The sequence below is a fragment of the Ruegeria sp. THAF57 genome (assembly GCF_903914075.1).
In the GTDB taxonomy this organism is placed as follows: Bacteria; Pseudomonadota; Alphaproteobacteria; order Rhodobacterales; family Rhodobacteraceae; genus Ruegeria.
Genome location: NZ_CAIWNQ010000001.1, coordinates 700,347 through 725,030, shown reverse-complemented (window position 1 = coordinate 725,030; position 24,684 = coordinate 700,347). Strand labels below are relative to the sequence as shown.

The 24,684-nt window shown below is 58.8% G+C and carries 22 protein-coding genes; 17 read left to right on the top strand and 5 right to left on the bottom strand.

The window, feature by feature from the left end:
* Window positions 1-2 precede the first annotated feature (2 nt).
* Together RUESEDTHA_RS03545 and hisG are read left to right on the top strand one after the other, a co-directional pair.
* The gene (locus RUESEDTHA_RS03545) at window positions 3-1,091 is read left to right on the top strand and encodes an ATP phosphoribosyltransferase regulatory subunit (protein ID WP_180884408.1); all 1,089 of its coding nucleotides are present in this window, start codon (window positions 3-5) and stop codon (window positions 1,089-1,091) included.
* Entirely contained in the window at window positions 1,088-1,777 is a 690-nt protein-coding gene (gene hisG / locus RUESEDTHA_RS03540; protein WP_180884405.1) for an ATP phosphoribosyltransferase, read from the top strand. The genes RUESEDTHA_RS03545 and hisG overlap by 4 nt, the downstream gene beginning before the upstream one ends.
* Here the strand turns inward: hisG and RUESEDTHA_RS03535 are convergent.
* Entirely contained in the window at window positions 1,774-2,205 is a 432-nt protein-coding gene (locus tag RUESEDTHA_RS03535) for a DUF1489 family protein (protein ID WP_180884403.1), read from the bottom strand. The two genes, hisG and RUESEDTHA_RS03535, sit on opposite strands and share 4 nt — an antisense overlap.
* Window positions 2,206-2,334: 129 nt before the next feature.
* Between RUESEDTHA_RS03535 and RUESEDTHA_RS03530 the strand changes: the two genes are divergently transcribed.
* The 3 genes from RUESEDTHA_RS03530 (at window position 2,335) to rpsD (ending at window position 6,109) form a co-directional block, all read left to right on the top strand.
* Complete coding sequence (locus tag RUESEDTHA_RS03530; RefSeq protein ID WP_180884401.1) at window positions 2,335-4,617, top strand: adenosylcobalamin-dependent ribonucleoside-diphosphate reductase; 2,283 nt, start codon at window positions 2,335-2,337, stop codon at window positions 4,615-4,617.
* 312 nt (window positions 4,618-4,929) lie between these two features.
* Window positions 4,930-5,289 (top strand): hypothetical protein, encoded by a 360-nt coding sequence (locus RUESEDTHA_RS03525; RefSeq protein ID WP_180884400.1) that lies wholly within the window; start codon window positions 4,930-4,932, stop codon window positions 5,287-5,289.
* Between the two features lie 199 nt (window positions 5,290-5,488).
* Entirely contained in the window at window positions 5,489-6,109 is a 621-nt protein-coding gene (gene rpsD, locus RUESEDTHA_RS03520; RefSeq protein WP_170325974.1) for a 30S ribosomal protein S4, read from the top strand.
* A gap of 126 nt (window positions 6,110-6,235) precedes the next feature.
* Here rpsD and RUESEDTHA_RS03515 read toward each other — a convergent pair whose 3' ends face one another.
* Complete coding sequence (locus RUESEDTHA_RS03515) at window positions 6,236-6,697, bottom strand: Lrp/AsnC family transcriptional regulator (protein ID WP_171120176.1); 462 nt, start codon at window positions 6,695-6,697, stop codon at window positions 6,236-6,238.
* Between the two features lie 102 nt (window positions 6,698-6,799).
* On the opposite strand from RUESEDTHA_RS03515, the gene RUESEDTHA_RS03510 reads away from it, so the two are divergent.
* The 4 genes from RUESEDTHA_RS03510 (at window position 6,800) to RUESEDTHA_RS03495 (ending at window position 11,107) form a co-directional block, all read left to right on the top strand.
* Window positions 6,800-8,215: an aminotransferase class V-fold PLP-dependent enzyme gene (locus tag RUESEDTHA_RS03510; protein WP_180884398.1), complete on the top strand. Its 1,416-nt coding sequence runs from the start codon at window positions 6,800-6,802 to the stop codon at window positions 8,213-8,215.
* A gap of 65 nt (window positions 8,216-8,280) precedes the next feature.
* Window positions 8,281-9,366, top strand: coding sequence for a histidinol-phosphate transaminase (gene hisC / locus RUESEDTHA_RS03505; RefSeq protein WP_180884396.1), 1,086 nt, complete (start codon window positions 8,281-8,283; stop codon window positions 9,364-9,366).
* Window positions 9,363-10,283, top strand: coding sequence for a prephenate/arogenate dehydrogenase family protein (locus RUESEDTHA_RS03500; RefSeq protein ID WP_180884394.1), 921 nt, complete (start codon window positions 9,363-9,365; stop codon window positions 10,281-10,283). Before hisC ends, RUESEDTHA_RS03500 begins: the two co-directional genes overlap by 4 nt.
* Window positions 10,280-11,107, top strand: a complete 828-nt coding sequence (locus RUESEDTHA_RS03495) for an extensin family protein (protein ID WP_180884392.1) — start codon at window positions 10,280-10,282, stop codon at window positions 11,105-11,107. The genes RUESEDTHA_RS03500 and RUESEDTHA_RS03495 overlap by 4 nt, the downstream gene beginning before the upstream one ends.
* Here RUESEDTHA_RS03495 and RUESEDTHA_RS03490 read toward each other — a convergent pair.
* A complete protein-coding gene (locus tag RUESEDTHA_RS03490) occupies window positions 11,104-12,105 on the bottom strand; it encodes a DUF2125 domain-containing protein (RefSeq protein WP_180884390.1) in 1,002 nt (333 codons plus the stop codon). The two genes, RUESEDTHA_RS03495 and RUESEDTHA_RS03490, sit on opposite strands and share 4 nt — an antisense overlap.
* Window positions 12,106-12,172: 67 nt before the next feature.
* On the opposite strand from RUESEDTHA_RS03490, the gene RUESEDTHA_RS03485 reads away from it, so the two are divergent.
* From RUESEDTHA_RS03485 to RUESEDTHA_RS03475, 3 genes are all read left to right on the top strand, one after another.
* A complete protein-coding gene (locus tag RUESEDTHA_RS03485) occupies window positions 12,173-12,703 on the top strand; it encodes a gamma-glutamylcyclotransferase (protein WP_180884388.1) in 531 nt (176 codons plus the stop codon).
* A gap of 70 nt (window positions 12,704-12,773) precedes the next feature.
* Window positions 12,774-13,955, top strand: a complete 1,182-nt coding sequence (locus RUESEDTHA_RS03480) for a biopolymer transporter ExbB (RefSeq protein ID WP_171127019.1) — start codon at window positions 12,774-12,776, stop codon at window positions 13,953-13,955.
* Window positions 13,956-13,958: 3 nt separating this feature from the next.
* Window positions 13,959-15,638, top strand: coding sequence for a peptidoglycan -binding protein (locus tag RUESEDTHA_RS03475; protein ID WP_180884386.1), 1,680 nt, complete (start codon window positions 13,959-13,961; stop codon window positions 15,636-15,638).
* 221 nt (window positions 15,639-15,859) lie between these two features.
* Here the strand turns inward: RUESEDTHA_RS03475 and clpA are convergent, their stop codons facing one another.
* Window positions 15,860-18,184, bottom strand: coding sequence for an ATP-dependent Clp protease ATP-binding subunit ClpA (clpA, locus tag RUESEDTHA_RS03470; protein ID WP_171120196.1), 2,325 nt, complete (start codon window positions 18,182-18,184; stop codon window positions 15,860-15,862).
* 175 nt (window positions 18,185-18,359) lie between these two features.
* The gene (gene gloB, locus RUESEDTHA_RS03465; RefSeq protein ID WP_180884384.1) at window positions 18,360-19,127 is read right to left on the bottom strand and encodes a hydroxyacylglutathione hydrolase; all 768 of its coding nucleotides are present in this window, start codon (window positions 19,125-19,127) and stop codon (window positions 18,360-18,362) included.
* Window positions 19,128-19,189: 62 nt separating this feature from the next.
* On the opposite strand from gloB, the gene RUESEDTHA_RS03460 reads away from it, so the two are divergent.
* From RUESEDTHA_RS03460 to atpD, 5 genes are all read left to right on the top strand, one after another.
* Window positions 19,190-19,924 carry a class I SAM-dependent methyltransferase gene (locus tag RUESEDTHA_RS03460; protein WP_180884382.1) on the top strand — a complete coding sequence of 245 codons (735 nt, stop codon included), beginning with the start codon at window positions 19,190-19,192 and terminating at the stop codon, window positions 19,922-19,924.
* Window positions 19,925-20,236: 312 nt separating this feature from the next.
* A complete protein-coding gene (locus tag RUESEDTHA_RS03455; protein WP_180884380.1) occupies window positions 20,237-20,797 on the top strand; it encodes a F0F1 ATP synthase subunit delta in 561 nt (186 codons plus the stop codon).
* Window positions 20,798-22,336 carry a F0F1 ATP synthase subunit alpha gene (gene atpA, locus RUESEDTHA_RS03450; RefSeq protein WP_171120202.1) on the top strand — a complete coding sequence of 513 codons (1,539 nt, stop codon included), beginning with the start codon at window positions 20,798-20,800 and terminating at the stop codon, window positions 22,334-22,336.
* Between the two features lie 12 nt (window positions 22,337-22,348).
* Window positions 22,349-23,227: a F0F1 ATP synthase subunit gamma gene (locus RUESEDTHA_RS03445; RefSeq protein ID WP_180884378.1), complete on the top strand. Its 879-nt coding sequence runs from the start codon at window positions 22,349-22,351 to the stop codon at window positions 23,225-23,227.
* Between the two features lie 20 nt (window positions 23,228-23,247).
* Window positions 23,248-24,672 (top strand): F0F1 ATP synthase subunit beta, encoded by a 1,425-nt coding sequence (gene atpD, locus RUESEDTHA_RS03440; protein WP_171120206.1) that lies wholly within the window; start codon window positions 23,248-23,250, stop codon window positions 24,670-24,672.
* Window positions 24,673-24,684 lie beyond the last annotated feature (12 nt).

Sequence of the window (24,684 nt, the reverse complement as noted above, 5' to 3'; positions counted from 1 at the left end):
CTATGCCCAACCGTTCCCAGATACAGGCCCGTGCCGCGATGATGCGCGTCAGGTTCGAGGCCGCAGGCGCGCAGGTCGTGGATCCTCCGCTGCTGCAACCGGCCGACACGCTGCTGGACCTTTATGGCGAGGATATCCGCGCGCGCGCCTATGTGACCTCGGACGCGCTGCGGGGCGAGCAGATGCTGCGCCCGGACTTCACCCTGCCCGTGGTGCAGATGCACATGCGCGAGGGGGCCGAGCCTGCGCGCTATACCTATTCGGGCGAGGTGTTCCGGCGGCAAGAGCATGATCCGGACCGCTCGAACGAATACATTCAGGTTGGGTACGAGGTATTTGACCGCAACGACCCCGCAGGCGCGGATGCCGAGGTGTTCTCGTTGTTTGCGCTGCAACTACGTGGCTTGCCGCTGCGCGCGGCGACCGGGGATATCGGTATCCTGACCGCCGCCGTTGCGGGGCTGAAAACCACCGACCGCCGCAAAGCCGCGCTGATGCGGCACTTGTGGCGGCCTCGCCGGTTCCGCGTTCTTTTGGATCGCTTTGCCGGGCGTAAGCCTGGCCCCGAAGGGCGCGACACGCTTCTGGATGCCAAAGATCCTTTGGCGACAGATGCGCCTATGATCGGCAAACGCCGGGCCGCCGAGATTGAGGCGCGGATCGCCGCGCTGCGCGAAGATCGCGATACGCCTCCGATTTCGGATAACGAACTTGTCGGGCTGGAAACCCTGTTGAACGTGCGCGAAACGATGCCCTTCGCGCTGGAGCAACTGCGAGATGTGGCGGTGGATTTGCCGCAGATCACCCCGGCGTTGGACAGGCTCGAGGCGCGGGTCGCGTCGCTGCAAGCGTGTGGTGTGGATGTCGAGCGGCTGGATTTCGAAGCCGCCTATGGGCGCACGTCGATGGAATATTACGACGGCTTTGTTTTCGGTTTCTACGCCGAAGGACGCCCCGACCTGCCGCCCATCGCAACCGGCGGGCGCTATGACGCGCTGACCCGGCAGTTGGGGAACGGGGCTGAAATTCCGGCCGTAGGTGGCGTCATTCGCCCTGACCTGATGCTTGAGATCGAGGAGGCCGCGCAATGAGTTTGAAACTGGGCGTGCCCTCGAAGGGCCGGTTGATGGACAAGACCTTTGGCTGGTTCGAAAAGCGCGGCATCACCCTGTCGCGCAGCGGATCGGACCGGGAATATGCGGGTAAAGTCGACGGGATCGACGGTGTTTCACTGATCCTGTTGTCGGCAGGAGAAATCCCACGCGAACTGGCGGCCGGACGCATTCATCTGGGTGTGACTGGCATTGATCTGGTGCATGAGAAACTGCCGCGCTGGGAACAGCAGGTCGAACAGATATCACAGCTTGGTTTCGGCAAGGCGGACCTGATCATCGCGACCCCGGCCTGTTGGGTGGACGTGGATACGCTGGACGATCTGGACGCGGCGGCGGCAGCCTTCCGCAAGACCCACGGTCACCGACTGCGGATTGCGACCAAGTATCACCGGCTGGTGCGGGAATTCCTGACCGATGCAGGCGTGGCCGACTACACTCTGGTCGACAGTCAGGGTGCGACCGAAGGCACCGTGATGAACGAAACCGCCGAGGCGATTGCTGACATCACCTCGACCGGAGAAACGCTGCGGGCGAACCACCTGAAAATCCTGACCGACGGGCTAATCCTGCAGTCGCAGGCGACGCTGTGGCGTAGCCGTGTGGCCAAGTATGAGGCTGAGGACAAAGCCGTTCTGTCCGAACTGCTGGACCGCTTGGGCTAAAGCACCCCGATATCCGCCAATGCGCGGTTCAGATCGTCGGGCAGGGCGTCGTCCTGCTCGCGGCCCTTGGGCAGATCGGCCGGAGTATCCTCGGGTTTCAAATAGCGCCAGCCTTGAAAGGGGCGCTTCAGGGCGTTCTGGGTGCGGTGCACTTCGGGGTCCAGCACGATGGCGCATCGGCGGATGCCGTCCTCTCCGCGCACTTCATCCAGACGCTGGATACGTTGGCGGCATTGAATCACGCCTTTGATCACCCAATAGATTGATCCACCGTTCAAAATCTCGGCCTCGCGCTTGGGCCACATGCGGGTGACATGCCGCGGGCAGCCGTCCTCATACAGTGGTTTGCGGCTGTCCTGCCACGCCATCAACGTATCGACACTTTCCGATCCAACCGAAAGTTTGATGAGGTTTACGTACTTATCCACAGCTTTCCCACAGAGTCGTCCCAAGGCCCACCCCTATATTGTAGCTTGCATGGCGATGCTATCAAGGTGTTGTGGTTTTGTTGTGATTTGAGGTAGTCTGGATACCTCTTTCAGGACAGGGAATCACCAATGAGCCGCTTTGCCGCCCCCATCGCCGAGCAGATCTGGGACATGAAATACCGCTTCAAGCAGGCGGATGGCACACCTATTGACCAAACAGTCGAGGATAGCTGGCGGCGCATCGCCCGCGATCTGGCGCGTGTGGAAAAAGACGCGGCCCATTGGGAGGACAAGTTCTTTGAGGCGCTGGAGGATTTCAAATATCTCCCCGCCGGGCGCATCACTGCGGGCGCGGGGACCGCGCGTCAGGTGACGCTGTTCAACTGCTTTGTCATGGGCACTATTCCCGACAGCATGGGCGGCATTTTCGATATGCTGAAAGAGGCCGCATTGACCATGCAGCAGGGCGGGGGGATCGGTTACGATTTCTCGACCATCCGACCGCGCGGCGCGGATGTGCATGGGGTAGCTGCGGATGCCTCTGGCCCGCTGTCGTTCATGGATGTGTGGGACGCGATGTGCCGCACCATCATGTCCGCTGGTTCGCGCCGTGGGGCGATGATGGCGACGATGCGCTGCGATCACCCCGATATCGAGCAATTCATTACCGCCAAGTCCGACCCCGCCCGTTTGCGCATGTTCAACATGTCGGTGCTGGTTACGGACCCGTTTATGGAAGCGGTCAAGGCCGACGGACCGTGGGAATTAGTCTTTGACGGCAAGGTCTATCAAACGGTGCAAGCGCGTGATCTGTGGAACAAGATCATGCAGGCTACCTATGATTATGCCGAGCCGGGCGTGATCTTCATCGACCGCATCAATCAGGCCAACAACCTGAGCTATGTGGAAACCATTGCGGCGACGAACCCCTGTGGCGAGCAGCCCCTGCCGCCATATGGCGCGTGTCTGTTGGGCTCGATCAACCTTGCGCGGCTGGTGGCGGAACCTTTCGAGGACGCCGCTCATCTGGATGAGGCCGCGTTGCAGGATCTGGTCGCTACAGCCGTCCGGATGATGGACAACGTGGTGGATGCGTCGAAATTCCCGCTGATCGAACAAGAAGCCGAGGCGCAGGACAAGCGCCGTATCGGACTGGGTGTGACCGGGCTGGCCGATGCGCTGTTGATGCTGGGTCTGCGCTATGGCTCGGACGAGGCGGCGCGTCAGACCGAACGCTGGTTGCACGCGATCGCCCGCGCCGCGTATCTGGCGTCGGTGGATTTGGCGAAGGAAAAAGGCGCGTTCCCTTTGTTCGACGCCGAGAAATATCTAGCCAGCGGCACCATGCAGCAGATGGATGAGGATGTGCGAGAAGCCATTCGCGAACACGGCATTCGCAACGCTTTGCTGACCTCGATCGCGCCGACAGGGACGATTTCCCTATACGCAGGCAATGTGTCTTCGGGGATCGAGCCGGTCTTTGCCTATGCCTATACGCGCAAGGTGCTGCAGAAAGATGGCTCGCGCACCGAGGAAGAGGTCGTGGATTATGCCGTGCAGATGTGGCGCGACAAGTTCGGCGATACCGCCTTGCCCGATTATTTCGTGAACGCGCAAACCCTGTCCCCGTCGGATCACGTCAAAATGCAGGCGGCGGCGCAGAAATGGATCGATAGCTCGATTTCCAAGACGATCAACTGCCCCGAGGATATCAGCTTTGACGCGTTCAAGGACGTCTACATGCAGGCTTGGGATCAGGGCTGCAAGGGCTGCACGACCTATCGCCCCAATGACGTGACCGGATCGGTCCTGACTGTTTCTGAAAGCGATGACAAGGTGCCCGGTGAAAGCGCCGACGCCCCGCATGAAGTCGACGGGGGCGACGTGATCTACATGTCCGAACCACTGGACCGGCCGCAATCGCTGGAGGGTTCGACCTACAAGCTGAAATGGCCCGATAGCGAGCACGCAATCTACCTGACCATCAACGATATCGTCATCGGTGGTCGCCGTCGTCCGTTCGAGGTGTTCATCAACTCGAAAAATATGGAGCATTACGCCTGGACGCTGGCGCTGACCCGGATGATCTCGGCCGTGTTCCGGCGTGGTGGAGATGTGTCATTCGTGGTGGAAGAGCTGAAGGCCGTGTTCGACCCGCGCGGCGGGGCCTGGGTTCAGGGCAAGTACATCCCGTCGATCCTTGCTGCGATTGGGGGCGTTATTGAACAACACCTTATCAACATCGGATTTCTGGAAGGCGAGGGAATGGGCCTCAAGTCCGACCCGCAGGCGCAAGTGGTGAACATGGATGGGCCACGCGGCAAGGCGTGCCCGTCTTGCGGGCAGTTCGATATGGTAATGATCGAGGGCTGCATGACCTGCCGAAGCTGCGGGCATTCCAAGTGCGGCTAAACGATCTGTTATAAGGTGGCTGTAATTACCCTTTCGCCGGCGGGATAGTTTCCCGCTGGCGTCCAAAAGTTGAATCTCTTTAGCCACATTTTTGTTAACAGTATATTAACGTCTCTTTTCTGCCAGATTCTTCGCTGATATGAACGACCACGTGAGCAGTGACATGTTGAAGGGTGCAGGCGGTACAAAATGAGAGCCGGGCAAAGCGGTCGTGTAGTCATCCAATGGAGGCAGACGGAACTCGATGGGCTCGAGGCCGCACCTCTTTCGTTTCTGAACATCGGTGCTGCATGGTCTTGGCGGGGCCAAGTTATGACTGTGGTGGATTCGGTTGAGCAGGCGGTGTTTATGCCAAAGCGGTTTTTGTCCATAGATGATTTGGACGGCTCTGAGGCAGGTGTAGTTGTTCTGACCAACGGCGCGCAGGAATTCACCGGTTTGCTGTATGCCGTCCCGGACGACCCAGCACCGGTTCTTGTCTTCGACAACGGATGCCCGGACCGCGATCAGGACTATTGGGTGAGCGAACTTGTTCAGTTGCGTCAATACAGCGGCGAGGCGGTTCAGGGCGATGATCGGGTCGTTGCGTTTTCCGCTAGATTGCAGGCAAATGCAGACCACCGCGAGCTTGCGCCCCTGCCTGCGGTGAATGTGGGTACCGCGCTGGACTAAGCGACCGGCAAAAGGTTTCTGAAAACTCTGGTTATGTGTCAATCGGTGTGTTGACTCTGCCGCTTCTGCGGATATAAGCGCGGCTTCATTGGTGTTGGTGGCCCCCGCAAGGGGATGCCTGTCATGGGGGAAACCTCAAGAGGACAACGCCCTTCATAGTGGCCTGCATGGGCCTCGATCTAATCGAAGGAGATCAGCCGTGACCAAACGCACGTCTGCCAAGTACAAAATCGACCGCCGGATGGGCGAAAACATCTGGGGTCGTCCGAAGTCCCCGATCAACCGTCGTGAATATGGCCCCGGCCAGCACGGTCAGCGCCGCAAGGGTAAACTGTCGGACTTCGGTCTGCAGCTGCGCGCCAAGCAGAAGCTGAAAGGCTACTATGGTGACCTGACCGAGAAGCAGTTCCGCCGCATCTACGCCGAAGCCGAGCGTGTCAAAGGCGACACCGGTGAAAACCTGATCGGTCTGCTGGAGCGTCGTCTGGACGCCGTCGTCTACCGCGCCAAGTTCGTTCCGACCGTGTTTGCTGCGCGTCAGTTCGTGAACCACGGCCACGTCAAAGTGAACGGCAAGCGGGTCAACATCCCCAGCTACCGCGTCAAAGAAGGCGATGTGATCGAAGTGCGTGACAAGTCCAAGCAACTGGCTGTTGTTCTGGAAGCTGTCGCACTGGCCGAGCGTGATGTGCCTGACTACATCGACGCTGATCACTCGAAAATGACCGCGACTTTCGTTCGTGCACCGGGCCTGAGCGATGTGCCTTACCCGGTCATGATGGAACCGAACCTGGTCGTCGAATTCTACGCGAAGAACTAATCTTCGCCGATACACATGATCCAAAGGGCCGCGCTTTCAGCGCGGTCTTTTTTTGTTTGTGGAGGGGCTCTGCCCCCGTCGCTGCGCGACTCGCCCGGGATATTTCTGGCCAGATGAAGAGGCGGATCAGATCGGCAGCGGTCGCCCTTCGGCAATAGCTTCCATTGCGAAATACGAAGTCACACTGTCCAGTTCGACCTTTTCGATCAAACGCTGATAGACCTTGTCATAGGCCACCATGTCTTCGGTCACCACTTTCAGTTGATAGTCATAGTCTCCACCGATCCGGTGGAAATCCACAACTTCGGGAATGGTCAGAACGTGGCTTCGGAAAGATTGTAGCCATTCTGCAGAATGGTGACGGGTGCGCAGCATGACAAAGACAATCAGGTTCAGGCCCAATTTCTCGCGCGAGATTCGGGCTGATGAACCGGTGATAACCCCATCCTCGTTCAACGCCTTCAATCGGCGCCAGCATGCGTTTTGCGACAACCCGACACGATCTGCCAATTCCCGCTGTGACAGGGTCGCGTCCTTCTGAAGTTCACGCAGTATTCGATTGTCTATTTGATCTATTTTTTTCGACATTTCTAATCATATGACACAAAAATTCGAAAAACCATCAAAAGAATGGTGAAGTTTATTCGGTTGATCTCAATCATATTTGATGGTGCAATACGGAGCCCAAAAATGACCTTATCCAAATTTCGCGCAGCACTAGAAGCCACCACTCCTATCACAAATCTGCGTGACGGATTGATCGGAGAGAATGCTCTGATTCCGGGTCTGCATGGGGATGTTCCGCTGGTATACGCGGATTACGTCGCCTCGGGTCGGGCGCTGCGGCAGGTCGAGGATTTTGTCGCCGAGCAGGTGCTGCCCTTCTATGCAAACAGCCATACCGAGGCTTCCTATTGCGGGTCTTACATGACCCGTCTGCGCCTTGAGGCACGCGCAGAGATCGCTCGCATTGTTGGTGCCAAGGAAGAGGACGCGGTGATCTTCACTGGGGCCGGCGCCACTGCGGGTCTCAATCGGCTGGTCAGTCTGCTTGGTGTGGAGGCGGCTGACCGGCCGGTTGTATTTATCGGCCCTTATGAACACCATTCCAACATTCTGCCCTGGCGTGAAAGCAAAGCGCGTGTGATCGAGATTCCTGAGGCACCAGAAGGTGGCATCGACCTCGACGTATTGGAGCAGATGCTGGTAGATCATGCCGCGTCGGACTTGATCATCGGGTCATTCTCGGCGGCATCAAACGTGACCGGCATCGTTACCGACCCGGACCCGGTAACGCGGTTGCTCAAGAATCATGGGGCCTTGTCTGTTTGGGACTATGCGGGGGGCGGGCCGTACCTGCCAATGGACATGGGGCCTGAAGATGCGCGCAAGGACGCTATCGTCGTTTCGCCCCACAAATTTCCTGGCGGGCCGGGTGCATCGGGGGTTTTGATCGTCAACAAGGCTGCGGTCAAACGCAACTGCCCCAGTTGGCCGGGCGGTGGCACCGTCAGTTTCGTTTCACCGTGGCGGCACGATTACAGCGAAGACCTTGCCACGCGCGAGGAAGCAGGAACACCAAACGTAATCGGAGATATTCGGGCCGCGCTGGCCTTTATCGTCAAGGATGTGGTTGGCACGGATGAGATCGCCAGACGGGAAGAGCGCTATAACCAAATGGCTTTGAACGGGTGGGGCGACAACCCGAACCTGACCCTGTTGGGTGCGGATCATCCGCATCGGCTGCCGATTTATTCCTTCCTTGTGCGGGACAATGCGGGTCATCCGGTTCATCAGCAACTCTTCACCCGGATGCTTAGCGACATCTACGGTATTCAGGCGCGCGGGGGCTGCGCCTGCGCCGGACCTTATGCGCATCGTTTGCTGGGAATCGACCAGGCTGCTTCCGAGGGGCTACATGCGGCTTTGTCGGCGGGGGAAGAGATGAAGAAACCGGGCTGGGTGCGTCTGAATTTTTCGTACCTGATGAGCGATGAGACGGTTCAATTCATAATCGACAGCGTCAATGACCTGTCCCACCGGACTGAGGAATTCGCGCCCTATTACAACGCTGATCCGGCAACGGCCCGCTTCAAAGCGGCGTGACGGAATTGCCGCTTTTCTCAAGGCGTTGAGACAGGTATGAGAGGCTTCAATAAACGGAGCCTCTTATGACGAAGATCACCCCGCAACCCGGCATTATGGACATCGCGCTCTATCAGGGCGGACAGTCGCATGTGGCCGGGGTGGAGCATGTGATCAAGCTGAGTTCCAATGAAAACCCATTTGGTCCCAGCCCAAAGGCGATAGAGGCTGTGCGCGACAGTGCGGCCACCTTGAATCGCTATCCCAGTACCGACCACGCCAGCCTGCGCGCTGCGATTGGTGCGCGTCACGGTCTGGACCCGGCGCGGATTATCTGCGGCGTGGGCAGTGATGAGGTGCTGCAATTTGTGGCCCAAGCCTATGCGGGTCCGGGGGATGAGGTCATCTATACCGAGCACGGCTTTTCTATGTACCCCATCATCGCAAAGATGGCGGGGGCAACTCCGGTCATGGTGCCCGAGACGGACCGTCGCGTGGATGTCGATAATATTCTGGCGGCCGTAACCGGGCAGACACGGATCGTGTTTGTGACCAATCCGGGTAACCCAACCTCGACCATGATCCCCGAGGTCGAGTTGGTGCGGTTGGCCGAGGCCCTTCCGCAATCGTGCCTGATGGTCATCGACGGGGCCTATGCGGAATTTGTCGCGGATTTCGACGGTGGGGCCGCACTGGTGGACCGGTTCGAGAACGTGATCATGACCCGGACGTTCTCCAAGATTTATGGGCTTGGTGGGATGCGCGTCGGCTGGGGCTATGCCGCGCAGTCGATCATCGAGGTGCTGAACCGGGTGCGTCAGCCCTTCAACCTGTCGCTGACCGCGCTGGCTGCGGCGGAAGCCGCGATCAAGGATGAAGAGTATCTAACCTTCTGTCACACAGAAAATGCGCGACTGCGGGTGTGGCTGGCGGATGAACTTGCCAAGATCGGCGTGCCGTCGGACCCGTCCAGCACGAATTTTATTCTCGCGCGGTTCCGCGATCAGGCCGAAGCCGAGGCATGTGACGATTACTTGAAAACGCAGGGTTTGATCGTGCGCCGTGTGGCAGGTTACAACCTGCCGAACGCTTTGCGGATCACCGTGGGCGACGAAGAAGCCTGCCGCCGCGTCGTTGCGGCGATCACTGAATTCAAAGAGGGCGCCGCATGACCCAAGTTTACGACCGTGTCGCGCTGATCGGGCTGGGCCTAATTGCATCTTCGATGTTCTGGGCCATCAAACGCGCGGGTCTGGCGGGTGAGGTGACGGGGTACGCCCGGTCCCAGGCGACGCGCGAAACCGCGCGCAAGATCGGCCTGTGCGATCGGGTCTGCGATACGGCTCAGGAGGCCGTTGAAGGGGCCGATCTGGTCGTTCTCTGTGTGCCAGTCGGCGCGATGGGAGCGGTAGCCGCCGATATAGCGCCAGTATTGAAGCCGGGTGCAACCGTATCGGATGTGGGCTCGGTCAAACGCCATGTGATCGAGGCGGTGTCGCCGCATATCCCCGAGGGCGTCCATTTCATTCCGGCTCATCCGCTTGCGGGAACAGAACATTCCGGCCCCGAAGCTGGTTTTGCAGAGTTGTTCGACAACCGTTGGTGTCTGTTGGTGCCGGTCGAAGGCACCGACCCCGAAGCCGTCGCGCAATTGCGTGCGCTGTGGGAGGGGATGGGCTCCAACGTCGATGAGATGGATGCGGATCACCACGATCTGGTTCTGGCCGTAACATCGCACGCGCCGCACCTGATAGCCTACACGATGGTCGGTGTGGCGGATGACTTGCGCCGGGTGACCGATAGCGAAGTCATCAAGTATTCCGCTGCCGGGTTCCGGGACTTTACGCGCATCGCAGCGTCGGACCCGACCATGTGGCGCGACGTGTTCCTGACCAACAAGGATGCAACGCTGGAAATTCTGGGCCGCTTCACCGAAGAGCTTTTCGCCCTGCAGCGGGCTATTCGTACCGGTGATGGCGATCAATTGTTCGACTATTTCACACGGACTCGCGCGATCCGCCGTGGGATCATTGATGCGGGGCAGGATACTGATGCCCCCGACTTCGGACGGGGGAAAGCTGGTCCATGATACGTTTCCAAAGGGTTCTGGCGGTTGGAATTGTGGCGTTCAGCGCCACGCTTTTGAACTCGGCCCCTTTGGAGCATTCATTGGTCCCGATGACGCGGCCCTCTGCCGCCCCGGTCCTGGCTTTTGCAAGCCCAAACCCGTCCAAGCTGCGCCCTGAGTTGCGTCCTGTTTCAGCACAGGTTCTCGCGGTCGCCGCGCGCCCGTTGGATGTGCCGACACTGGGGCCGGATACGTCCCTGATGCCCTATCTGCGCCCAAAAGCGCTGGAACAGGAGGCGTTGTTCAAAAAGCGCAAGCTTCGCAAAGGGTCCGTCTGCGGGGATATACAAATACAGGGCAAGGCCGTTGGTAAGGTTCCCGGCAAGATCAAGGCCTGCGGGATCAAGGATGCGGTTCAGATCACGTCCATCTCGGGTGTCGCGTTAAGCCGACCTTCGACGATGGACTGCGGTACAGCGATTGCTTTGAATGAATGGGTGGACAAGACAGTCATTCCGACCTTCAAGCGACGTGGTCCGGTGGTCGAACTGCAAGTCGCGGCGCACTATGCCTGCCGGACCCGAAACAATCAAAAGGGCGCGCGTATCTCTGAACACGGTAAGGGGCGCGCAATTGATATCTCGGGCTTCAAGATGGCAGACGGAGAAGTCGTGACCGTGCTGAACGGGTGGCGCAAGAACCCCTCACAGCAACAGTTGATCAAGGTCTGGCGTGGCGCTTGCGGACCGTTTGGCACAGTGTTGGGGCCAAACTCAGATCGGTATCACCGCGATCATTTCCACTTGGACACGGCCCGCCATCGCCGTGGGGCATACTGCCGTTAGCGCAGGATCAGGCGCGGTGCTGGGCCAAGGGGCAACGGCCCCAAGGCGACGAACCCGTCGCGGAAATTCAACTGCATATCCAGCGCATTGGGATTGCCGCCAAGCCCTGCCATGAAATTCAATGCGCGTGTCACCGGGCTGACGGCCTGATCGGGCAGTGCGCCCGCGGCATTGGCCATGGCGACCATGTCCCGCCAGTTCTCGGCTTTGATCGCTATTTCACCGGTTGGGATGCCCTGATTATCAACGTTCAGTTGCCCAGTCGCGAACAGGCGTAGCGCGCCCCATTTCATTTCCGCCAGGTGAAGGTCGATCTTAACGGGCTGGGGCCTGCTTTGTTCAAGCGCCGAGCGATCCCACACCTTGTCGAAGGTGGTTGTCATGTCAAACTCCAGCGTCTCGAATGACTGAGGCAGAGTAGTTGCTGAACGCATGAGATCGCGCAGGTCGTCGCCGGGGGTAAAACCGTCAATTCGCGCACTAATGTTATAGGCTTCCGGCAGATCGGTTTGTTCCATGACCAAGCCAAGTGTCTGGCCGCCTGCCAGCGCCTTGGCATCGTCTGTGATGGTCCATGGTGCCGCCGTCAGTGCCATCTTTTCCAACACAAGGGCCACGCCGGGTTGCAATTGCAGTTCTGCCTTAAGGTCACGGGCCTGAATTGTTGCAGTCTGATCGAAGTAGGACAGGCGCTGCGGTGTGTCGGCGAACCGCAGCATTTGACGACCCGGCCAGATCGCGGGGCTTTGGAATTCAATCCAATCCGCGCTCCAGGCGGTGCCGTTGACGGGATCGGCGAGGGCTGGATTGTTCAGCCGTGTGACGTGATGCGTTGGGTAGCCTGCGGTTTCAACGGCAGAGAAGTCCGCTTGCCAGCCCATTTCTTCCTGCTTGTCGAACCAGGCCGTTATTGCGTTACGCAGCCCAAACCCGGCGATGAGCCAGTACGCGCTCCAGATCACGAATACGAATATGACTGCTCTGATCAAACCGCGCATGGCAGTTGGCCCTTTTTCCCGCCTTGGAATTGATGTTTATAGGCGCAAACGAGCAAGGACCAGTGCAATGACAATGTGGGTATTCGGATATGGGTCGCTTTTGTGGAATCCCGGCTTTCCCGTAGCCCGAAGCGAACACGCCACCTTGCACGGATATGCACGTTCATTTTGCATGAGTTCGATCCACCATCGCGGCACCGAAGAAGACCCGGGGCTGGTTTTGGCTTTGGATGAACAGGCCGACGCGAATTGCACCGGTCTGGCCCTGGCGGTTGAGGCGGGGCACGAGGACCGCACGTTGCAGGAACTGCGCGACCGCGAACTGATCTCATCGGCCTATGTTGAGAAAATGCTGGACGTGCATTTGCACGACGGGCAGGTCGTGACGGCGGTGACCTATGTCATCGACCCCGACCATGTGCAGTACTGTGGGGGAATGCCGCTGGAGGAGCAGGCGCAGATAATCGCGTATGCGGTTGGGGGGCGCGGTCCGAATACGGAATACCTTTATAATACGGCTGAACACCTGACCGAGATCGGTCTGCACGATTCTGATCTTGAGTGGTTGGCGCAACGGGTGCGGACCATTACCGCATAAACCCTTGGCGTAACCGGCGGAATTTCGCTAGATTCAGCGCAGAGCAGGAAAAAAACCGGGAACCACGCGCATGGCGCAGGCACATCAGGGCGCGAGACCGCATTTCTCGCAACCCATTCGCCAGATCGTAACGATGCTGGTCGCGATTGGTTTGGCGGGGCTGGGCGTCTTCATGGCGACGCCATATGTCCTGCCGGTCTTTTACGCAAACCCTTACCTGAACGGGTTTATCCTGCTGGTCTTTGTGGTCGGCGTCTTTGCCTGTTTTTATCAGGTAACCCAATTGATTGGCTCGGTCCGGTGGATTGAGGCGTTTGTCGGCGGTGTTGTCCGCGAAGATGCCCGCACCCCGCAGCTTTTGGCCCCCTTGGCGTCGCTGCTGCGCGAACGCGGCGCGCGGTCTCAGATCAGTTCCAGTTCGACACGGTCCATTCTGGATTCGGTGGCCGAACGGGTGGAAGAAGAGCGCGAGATCACGCGCTACATCACCAACGTGCTGATTTATCTGGGCCTTCTGGGGACTTTCTTTGGATTGGCCACCACGGTTCCAGCCATTGTCGACACGATCCGCAGCCTTAATCCGCAGGAAGGCGAAGAAGGTCTTGCCGTTTTCAACCGCCTCATGGTCGGGCTGGAATCGCAGTTGCAGGGCATGGGCGTTGCGTTCGGATCCTCGCTTTTGGGGCTGGCCGGATCGCTGATCGTGGGTCTGCTAGAGCTTTTTGCTGGGCACGGTCAAAACCGGTTCTATCGCGAGTTGGAAGAATGGCTGTCCTCGATCACACGCGTTGGATTTGCCGCAGGGGATGAAGGCAGCAGCGCCGAGCTGGCGGTCCTGACCCCGGTTCTGGATACGATGTCGGAACAGATGAACGCGCTGCAGGACCTATTTTCAGCGCAGGAGCGCGACCGTGTGGAGTTGTCGGCCAAGCTGGGCCAACTGGTCGACGTGATTGGCGACATGAATCAAAGGCAATCCGAAAGCGAAGGCGTCACGGCAGCGCTGGAACGCGTCGCGTTGGGACAGGATGCCTTGCTGGATCATATGCGCGAGCAGGGGACAGGCGACGGTATAGATGCAGAAAGCCGGATGCGCCTGCGGTCGATGGACGTGCAACTGCTGCGGATACTCGAAGAGATTTCGGCAGGCCGTCAGGAAAGCATGAGCGAATTGCGCAAAGATATCGAGCTGCTAGTCAAGGCGCTCACACTCCCTCGAGGCGCCGTGCGTACCGCTCCGGAAGGAGAGTAAGCTATGGCGCTGTCCCGTCGCACTGGTCAACGGTTCCAGGGGTCGGTCTGGCCCGGATTTGTGGACGCGATCACAGGGTTGTTGATGGTTCTCACATTCGTGCTGACCATTTTTATGGTCGTACAGTTTGTCTTGCGCGAAACGATCTCGGGGCAAGAAGATGAACTGACGGCGCTGTCTGATGAAATCGCTGCACTCGCCGGTGCTTTGGGTTTGGAAGAGCGCGAAAACAGCCGTTTGCAGGCAAGACTCGGGGTGTTGAATTCAACCTTGTCGCAGGTCGAAACCGAACTTGTGCAAGCCCAAATTCGCCTGACGGACTTCGAGGATCAGGTTACTGCGTTATTGGCGGAACAAGAACGGGCGGAAGGCGCCATTGCGGGGCTTGAGGCCGAGCGCGATGAACTGTTGACCGAGCAAGACGCGTTGAATCTGGCGCTTGCCCAAAGCCGCGCCGAAATTGACGAACAGACCGAGGCCGCGCGCCTTGCCGCTGCCCGGCGCGAGGCGCTTGAAGCGCTGATCGCTGATCTTGAGCAAACCGAGACTGCGCAGTCGGCGCTAATCACGGAACTTGAGGACCAACTGAGCACCGAAGAGGCCGCAAGACTGGCCGAAGCCGCAGCGGCCGAGAACCTGCGCAACAGGCTGCAAGACGCTGACGCGGAACTAACGGCTATGACATTGGCGCTTGAAGCGCAGCGCAAAGAGGCTGAGGACACTCTTACCCTTTTGGCGGCGGCGCAAGCTGCAAAGGCTGAATTGGAGCGGCAGTTCGGAGAGTTGAGCGCGCAAGACCTTCAGGCCCGGCTTGAGGCTGCTCTTGCCGCGCAGATCGAAGCACAGGATGAGGCTCAGGCGCAACGGACGTTGGCCGAAGAGCGCGCAGCCCTGCTTGCGGTCGCGCGCGACACCCTTTCGGCTGAGCAGACGATTTCCGAAAAAGCGCAGCGTGAGGCGGCCTTATTAAATCAGCAGATGGCCGCTTTGCGACAGCAACTGGGTGGGCTGCAGGCTTTGCTTGACGACTATGAAGAGCGCAATGCGGCCGCGGATATCCAGATCCAGTCGCTGGGTCAGGATTTGAACGCTGCCCTCGCACGGGCTGCATCAGAGGAACGCCGGCGCCGCTTGCTGGAGGAAGCCGAACGCCTCCGTCTGGAAGCCGAGGCTGAGGCCTTGTCAGGTCAGAATGAGGAACTGGTAGCCCAAGCAGAAGACCTGCAACGCTACCGCTCAGAGTTCTTTGGCCGGTTGCGTGATGTATTGGGTGATCAGGAAGGTGTTCGGATCGAAGGTGACCGGTTCGTATTTTCGTCCGAGGTTCTTTTCGACACAGGCTCGGCCGTTCTGTCCGGAGAGGGGCAGTTAGAAGTCGCCAAAGTCGCGAGTATTCTGCGAACCGTGGCCGCCGAGATTCCAGACGGTTTGAACTGGGTTATCAGAGTCGATGGCCACACGGACAACGTACCGCTGGCCGGGACAGGGCGTTACCGCGACAACTGGGAATTGAGTCAGGGGCGGGCCCTGTCGGTGGTGCGTTACATGGTCGACGCGCTAGGCATCCCGCCCGAACGGCTGGCAGCCAACGGTTTCGGAGAATTCCAACCCGTCAACCCTGCCGACACGCCAGATGCCCGCGCTCAAAACCGCCGGATCGAGTTGAAGCTGACCGAGCGGTAATGACCTGACCGAGGGGCGCGCGCTGTCCCATTTGCCGACAGATCGCCGTTATGATCGAGGTCCAGGCGGGAACAAGTATGTTCAGTTCCGCCTTGATCAAATGAAACCGCTGCAGGGCCTGTAGCCAACGACGACATTGCGGGTTTGAGATGTGTTGCTGTAGGCGAAAAAAGCCCGCCAATCAGAAGATGGCGGGCTTTGTGTCAGTGTTTGAGGAATTCTCAGTCCGCTGTCAGCAATGGCGGCTTGTCGCCCGGAATACGCGGCTGATCTGGGCCGAGAATTTCCAGGTTCAGATCACCCTTTTTGACTGAGACACGGACCACACCGCCCTTGGCCAGCTTGCCGAATAGCAACTCCTCGGCCAGCGGTTTCTTGATGTGCTCTTGAATGACGCGGCCCAGCGGACGCGCGCCCATCTTGTCATCATAACCCTTGTCGGCCAGCCATTCGGCGGCTTTGGGTGTCAGGTCGATGGTCACGTTGCGATCCAGCAACTGGGCCTCAAGCTGCAGGACGAATTTCTCGACAACCTGCAGAATGACCTCTTTCGGCAGCGGCGCGAACGAGATCACCGCGTCCAGACGGTTGCGGAATTCCGGCGTGAAGGTCCGTTCGATCGCGGCGGTGTCTTCACCTTCTCGGCGGTCCCGCCCAAAGCCGATGGCGGCCTTGGCCTGTTCCTGCGCACCGGCATTCGAAGTCATGATCAGTACAACGTTGCGGAAATTCACCGTGCGGCCGTTGTGATCGGTCAGCTCCCCGTGGTCCATTACCTGCAACAGGATGTTGAACACGTCCGGGTGCGCTTTCTCGATTTCGTCCAGCAGCAGGACGCAATGCGGATGCTGATCAACGCCATCGGTCAGCAGGCCGCCTTGATCGAACCCGACATAGCCCGGAGGCGCACCGATCAGGCGCGAGACCGCGTGTTTCTCCATGTATTCCGACATGTCAAAGCGCAGCAGTTCCACACCCAGCGTATCCGCCAGTTGTTTAGCCACCTCGGTTTTACCCACACCGGTCGGACCGGCGAACAGGTAGTTGCCGATGGGTTTCTCGGGCTCACGCAGGCCAGCCCGCGCCAGTTTGATCGCGCTCGAGAGCGCGACGATGGCGTCATCCTGCCCGAACACCACCCGTTTCAGCGATGTCTCAAGGTCTTTCAGAACTTCGGCATCGTCCTTGGTGACGTTCTTGGGCGGGATGCGCGCAATCTTGGCTACGACAGCCTCGATCTCTTTCACGCCGATGGTCTTACGGCGTTTGCTTTCCGCGACCAGATGCTGTGCGGCACCGGCCTCATCAATCACGTCTATCGCCTTGTCGGGCAGTTTGCGGTCGTTGATGTACCGCGCCGACAATTCCACCGCCGTTTTGATTGCGTCTGCGGTGTATTTGATGGCGTGATGCTCTTCGAAATAGGGTTTGAGGCCGCGCAAAATCTTCACGCTGTCCTCGACCGAAGGCTCGTTCACATCAATCTTCTGGAACCTGCGGCTGAGGGCGCGGTCTTTTTCAAAGTGCTGGCGGAATTCTTTGTATGTGGTCGAACCCATGGTACGCAGCTTGCCACCCTGCAGTGCGGGTTTCAGCAAGTTTGACGCATCCATCGCGCCACCAGACGTGGCGCCAGCACCGATCACCGTGTGAATTTCGTCAATGAACAGCACGGCATCGGGATGCTCTTCCAGTTCGGTCACAACCGCTTTCAACCGCTCTTCGAAGTCACCGCGATAGCGGGTGCCCGCCAGCAATGCGCCCATGTCGAGCGAATAAATCGTCGTCTCGGACAGCACATCGGGGGCTTCACCCGCGACGATTTTATGGGCCAGACCTTCGGCAATGGCGGTTTTGCCTACACCGGGGTCCCCCACCAGCAGCGGATTGTTCTTTCGGCGGCGGCAAAGCACCTGAATGCAGCGTTCAACCTCGTCCGAGCGCCCAATCAGCGGATCCACGTCGCCCGCACGGGACTTGACGTTCAGATCGACGCAGTACTTTCCAAGCGCGCTTTCTTTCTGCTCGCCTTCGCCCGCAGTGGATTGAACTTCTTCCTCGACCTGGTCCGCGCCTGAAACCGACCGGTTCTCGCCATAGGCGGGGTCCTTGGCGACACCATGCGCTATGAAATTCACCGCGTCATAGCGGGTCATGTCCTGTTCCTGCAGGAAGTAGGCTGCGTTGCTTTCGCGTTCAGCAAAGATTGCAACCAACACGTTGGCACCGGTCACTTCGGTCCGGCCCGAGCTTTGCACGTGGATCGCGGCGCGTTGGATCACGCGCTGGAAGGCCGCCGTTGGAACCGCTTCGGATCCATCAATATCCGTGACAAGGTTTGATAGGTCTTCGTCGATGAATTCGACCAGAGTGCTTCGCAGTTCATCCAGATCAACGCTGCAGGCTTTCATGACGCGGATGGCATCAGGTTCCTCCAGCAGCGCCAGCAACAGATGCTCCAGCGTTGCAAATTCATGTCGCCGTTCGTTCGCAGCAGCCAAGGCCGCGTGAATGGCTTGTTCTAATGTGCTCGAGAATGAAGGCACGCGGGTGCTCCTCTGTCTTGGGTCGGAAGGGGCGCGGGCTTTAGGCCGGATCCCCATCCCAACCATGTCCTCATACTATTAGAGTTTGGTTGATCGCGGCCCGGCTTCAAGGGTTTTCTTTCACTTGACAGTCACATTTATTGTGACCGTGGCCGTGAAGAGCGCGAAATAAGCACTAAAAGCGATCTTTTCTAGCCCGGATTTCTGCGAAAACTGCAGCAGGATCGGCATTTTCCATCCCAAGATGCGCCTGAATCGCCGGATCTGTGGCGCGAAGGAACGGATTTGTGGCCATTTCCAGCGCCAATGAGGACGGCACTGTAGGCTCATTGGCAGCGCGGGCGCGTGCGATATCTGCGACACGCACCTGCAGTGCCGTGTTATCAGGATCGACAGTTAACGCGAATTTCCCGTTAGACTGCGTGTATTCGTGACCCGAGCATACCAACGTGTCATGGGGCAGGGCGGCCAGTTTCGACAGCGAGGCCCACATTTGTGGCGCGGTGCCTTCAAACAGGCGACCGCAGCCAAGGGCCATCAGGCTATCGGCAGTGAAAACGACAGAGCTCTGTGGCATGTAGAATGCGATATGCCCGACTGTATGGCCCGAGACATCCATGACTTGCACGGGCTCTCTACCAATCTCGAACTGGTCGCCCTCGGCAACCTGTTGATCCAGCGGCGGCAGGCGATGTGCGTCGGCGGCAGCCCCGATCACCTTGGCCGGGTGTTTCTCGAGAATGGCGGGCAGGCCGTCCACGTGGTCGAAATGATGGTGGGTTAACAATACGTGACTAAGCGTCCATCCCCGGTTTTCCAGTTCGGCTAGAATGGGGCCGGCCTCTGGCGCGTCGATCAATGCGGTGTTGCCGCTTTCTGCGTCATGGGCCAAAAAAGCGTAGTTATCGCTTAGGCATGGGATGGTGACGATCTCAAGAGGCATGGCCTTTTGCCCTTTCGTTGCTAGACTGCGCCGAAGCTAAGCCGATTGACCGGGTGTCCGCAATGCATCTTGATGTGCAGGATCTGAGGAACTTTTACTACCGCAGCACCCTGGGTCGTGCGGCGCAGGCTGCGATACGCGGGCGTTTGACGGAATTATGGCCCGAAGCCAAAGGGCAAACAGTGGTCGGTTTCGGCTTTGCCGTCCCGCTATTGCGGCCCTATCTGACCGAGGCGCGGCGGGTGATCGGTTTGATGCCGGGCCCTCAGGGGGTGATGCCTTGGCCTGCGGGTTTGCCCAACGTGTCCGTCCTGACGGAAGAGACACTGTGGCCGATTGAAACGGGTCATGTCGACAAGCTGGTCGTCATGCACGGTCTTGAGACATCACAGCGCCCCAGCGAATTGCTGGACGAATGCTGGCGTGTCTTGGGGCCCGGAGGCCGGGCATTTTTTATTGTGCCCAACCGGGCCGGGCTATGGTCGCGGACAGATCGCACGCCTTTTGGATTTGGCCGCCCTTATTCGGCGTCGCAGCTTGAGAGCCAGCTCAAGTCCCATCATTTTATCCCTGAAAACCATTGCTCAGCTTTGTATCTGCCGCCATCGTTCCGTCGGTTCTGGCTGAAATCTGGAAGCTTGATTGAAAAAACCGGACAACGTCTGCCGACGATCATGGCGGGTGGGGTGTTGATGGTCGAAGTGACCAAGCATATCCGACCGCCCAGCGGCAGCGTCACGAAAGACGCTGAACGGCGTCCAATTAAGGCGCTTGATGGTCTGCTAAAACCGGCCTAGGCCAAGCTAGGCGTTTTACGCCGCGTCGGGCGTAGAAATTGCGGCAAAAAGGCCGCGGGAATCGCAAAAACTTACAGTTTGGTAACATTTTTCGCGCCCTCCAGCAGGAAAAAAGGGTCGCACCCACCGTAAGCGTTTGAAATGGCGTATTTTGTGGATAACGCGGAGGGGATTATAACGTATTGCTAGCTGGGTTCGGCTCTGCTACATCCCCGGTGATTTTGATCCCCGGCCGTAAGGGCGGGGTTTCTTCACGCCCCCGGGATGGCTGCGCGCGCGGTTTTTCGGGGCCTAATATTCGGAAGGGTGGACGTGTCCGAACCAGCTTCGATTTCCACAGGCATAGCTGAACGCTATGCCACGGCGATTTTCGAGATCGCGAAAGAGAACAAGGACCTTGCAGGTCTGGAAACCGGAATCAACGATTTGGCAGCAGCTTTGGGCGACAGCGCCGAACTGCGCGACCTGATTGCCTCGCCTCTGGTTTCACGCGCCGAACAGGAAGGCGCCATTACTGCAATTGCCGAAAAAATGGGTCTGAATGCCATCCTGCGCAATACGCTGGGTCTGATGGCGCAGAAACGCCGCCTATTTGTTGCACCGCAACTGATTCAGGTTCTGCGCGACATGCTGGCCGAAGAGCGCGGCGAAGTGACCGCCGATGTCGCCTCGGCCAAGGCGTTGACTAAGACGCAAATGGATAAACTGTCCAAAACGCTGTCCGAGCGTGTGGGCAAAACCGTGACAATCAATGCGACCGTTGATGAAAGCCTCATCGGCGGTCTTGTCGTTAAAGTCGGCTCGAAGATGATCGACAGTTCGATCCGTTCGAAGCTGAACTCCCTACAGAATGCAATGAAAGAGGTCGGATAAATGGGAATCCAAGCTGCAGAGATTTCTGCAATTCTGAAGGACCAGATCAAGAATTTTGGTCAGGAAGCCGAAGTAGCCGAAATCGGCCGCGTGCTGAGCGTCGGCGACGGTATCGCCCGCGTATATGGCCTGGACAATGTGCAAGCCGGTGAGATGGTCGAATTCCCCGGCGGCATTATGGGCATGGCCCTGAACCTGGAAAGCGACAACGTCGGTGTCGTTATCTTCGGTTCTGACCGCGACATCAAAGAAGGTGACACTGTTAAGCGCACCAACTCGATCGTGGACGTTCCGATTGGTGACGAGCTGCTGGGCCGCGTTGTTGACGGTCTGGGCAACCCGCTGGACGGTAAAGGCCCGATCAACGCATCGAAGCGTGGTGTTGCGGACGTCAAAGCCCCCGGCATCATCCCGCGTAAATCGGTGCACGAGCCGATGGCAACCGGCCTGAAATCGGTTGACGCGATGATCCCGATTGGCCGTGGCCAACGTGAGCTGATCATTGGTGACCGTCAGACCGGTAAGACCGCCGTGGCTTTGGACACCATCCTGAACCAGAAAGTCTATAACGACGCAGCAGGCGACGACGAGTCGAAGAAACTGTACTGCATCTACGTGGCCGTCGGTCAGAAGCGTTCGACCGTTGCGCAGTTGGTGAAGAAGCTGGAAGAATCCGGCGCGATCGAATACTCGATCGTTGTGGCTGCGACCGCGTCCGACCCGGCGCCGATGCAGTTCCTGGCACCCTACGCCGCGACTGCGATGGCTGAATTCTTCCGTGACAATGGCCGTCATGCGCTGATCATCTATGATGACCTGTCCAAACAGGCTGTGTCTTATCGTCAGATGTCGCTGCTGCTGCGCCGTCCCCCCGGACGTGAAGCTTATCCTGGTGACGTTTTCTACCTCCACTCGCGCCTGCTGGAGCGTTCGGCCAAGCTGAACGAAGATTTCGGTGCAGGCTCGCTGACCGCGCTGCCGGTTATCGAAACCCAAGGTGGTGACGTTTCTGCCTTTATTCCGACCAACGTGATCTCGATCACCGACGGTCAGATCTTCCTGGAAACCGAACTGTTCTATCAGGGGATCCGTCCTGCTGTGAACACCGGTCTGTCGGTTTCGCGTGTGGGCTCGTCGGCTCAGACTGACGCGATGAAGTCGGTTGCCGGTCCGGTTAAGCTGGAGCTGGCTCAGTACCGCGAAATGGCTGCCTTTGCGCAGTTTGGTTCCGACCTTGACGCCGCGACCCAGCAGCTGCTGAACCGTGGTGCGCGTCTGACCGAGCTGATGAAACAGCCGCAGTACTCGCCGCTGACCAACGCGGAAATCGTCTGCGTTATCTTCGCAGGCACCAACGGTTACCTCGACAAGATCGACGTCTCGGACGTTGGCCGCTATGAGGCCGGTCTGCTGGCGCACCTGCGCGGCAAGCACGCCGACCTGCTGAAGTGGATCACCGACGAAGATCCGAAGATCAAAGGTGACGCGTCCGACAAGATCAAGGCAGCGATCGACGAATACGCCGCGACCTTCGCGTAACGGGGGGTTCCGATGCCTAGTCTGAAGGACCTTAAAAACAGGATCGAGTCGGTCAAATCGACCCGCAAGATCACCAAGGCCATGCAGATGGTCGCGGCAGCAAAACTGCGCCGCGCCCAGGAATCTGCCGAAGCCTCGCGCCCCTATGCCGAGCGGTTCAATGCCGTGATGGCGGGGCTGGCGGCTTCGGTCGGGGGCAGCGACAGCGCCCCCAAGCTGCTCCGTGGTACGGGCAGTAATGATGTGCATCTGCTGGTTGTGATGACAGCTGAACGCGGCCTTTGCGGCGGCTTCAACTCGAACATCGCCAAGCTGGCCCGCCAAAAGGCGGAAGAGCTGCGCGGCAAGGGCAAGACGGTCAAGGTTTTGACCGTCGGCAAGAAAGGCCGCGACGCGCTTAAGCGCGATTTGGGCGATCTGTTCGTTGGACATGTCGACCTGAGCGAGGTCAAGCGCATTGGGTACACCAACGCGCAGGACATCGCAAAGGACATCCTGTCCCGCTTTGACGGGGCTGAGTTCGATGTTGCCACGATCTTCTACTCGAAGTTCGTCAACGTCGTGACCCAGATCCCGACGGCACAGCAAATCATTCCTGCTTCGTTCGAGGACGACGCAGCGGGTGACGACAGCGGTGCCATTTTCGATTACGAGCCCAGCGAAGAGGCCATTCTGGCCGACCTGCTGCCCAAGGGGGTTGCGACCGCGATCTTCTCCGCTCTGCTCGAAAACGGAGCGTCTGAACAGGGTGCACGGATGTCCGCAATGGACAACGCGACACGCAACGCGGGTGAGATGATCGACAAGCTGACGATCCAGTTCAACCGCTCGCGTCAGGCCGTGATCACCAACGAGCTGATTGAAATTATTTCCGGCGCCGAAGCGCTGTAGAGACATACCGGAGACGAAACATGGCGAATGCAAAAGGCAAAGTCACACAGATCATCGGGGCCGTCGTCGACGTGCACTTCGAAGATCAGCTGCCTGAAATTCTGAACGCGCTGGAAACCACCAACAACGGCAAGCGCCTGGTGTTGGAAGTTGCTCAGCACTTGGGTGAAAACACCGTCCGCACCATCGCGATGGACGCGACCGAAGGTCTGGTCCGTGGCGAAGTTGTAACCGACACCGGCGCACCGATCTCGGTTCCGGTTGGCAACGCCACCCTGGGCCGCATCCTGAACGTGGTCGGCGAGCCGATCGACGAAAAAGGCGACGTTGTTGCGTCGGAAACCCGCGCAATCCACCAGCCCGCGCCTGAGTTCGCGGAGCAGTCGACCGAGTCGGAAATCCTGGTGACCGGCATCAAGGTTGTTGACCTGCTGGCCCCCTACGCCAAAGGCGGTAAAATCGGCCTGTTCGGCGGCGCCGGCGTTGGTAAAACCGTTCTGATCATGGAACTGATCAACAACATCGCAAAAGTGCACTCGGGCTTCTCGGTGTTTGCGGGTGTTGGTGAACGGACCCGTGAAGGGAACGACCTGTACCACGAGATGATCGAATCGAACGTCATCAAGCCCGACAACCTGTCGGAATCGCAGGTGGCGTTGGTTTACGGTCAGATGAACGAACCTCCGGGAGCGCGTGCGCGTGTTGCTCTGACTGGTCTGACCCTGGCCGAGCAGTTCCGCGACCAATCCGGTACCGACGTTCTGTTCTTCGTCGACAACATCTTCCGCTTCACGCAGGCGGGTTCCGAGGTTTCGGCTCTGCTGGGTCGTATTCCTTCGGCTGTGGGCTACCAGCCGACACTGGCAACCGACATGGGTGCCCTGCAGGAACGCATCACCTCGACCAAGTCGGGCTCGATCACCTCGGTGCAGGCGATCTACGTGCCTGCGGACGACCTTACCGACCCCGCGCCGGCAACTTCGTTTGCGCACTTGGATGCGACCACCGTTCTTAACCGTGCGATTTCGGAAAAGGGTATCTACCCGGCTGTTGACCCGCTCGACTCGTCCTCGCGTCTGCTGGACCCCGCGATTGTGGGTGAAGAACACTACGCGGTTGCGACCGACGTTCAGCAGATCCTCCAGCGCTACAAGTCGCTGCAGGACATCATCGCCATCCTCGGCATGGACGAACTGTCGGAAGAAGACAAACTGACCGTGGCCCGTGCCCGTAAGATTGAACGCTTCCTGTCGCAGCCGTTCGACGTGGCCGAAGTTTTCACCGGTTCGCCGGGTGTTCAGGTTCCTCTGGACGTGACTATCTCGTCGTTCAAAGCCGTTGTGGCTGGCGAATACGATCACCTGCCCGAAGCGGCCTTCCTGATGGTTGGCGGCATCGACGAAGTGATCGCCAAAGCGGAAAAGATGGCCGCAGAAGCCGCCTAAGGAGTATCCCTG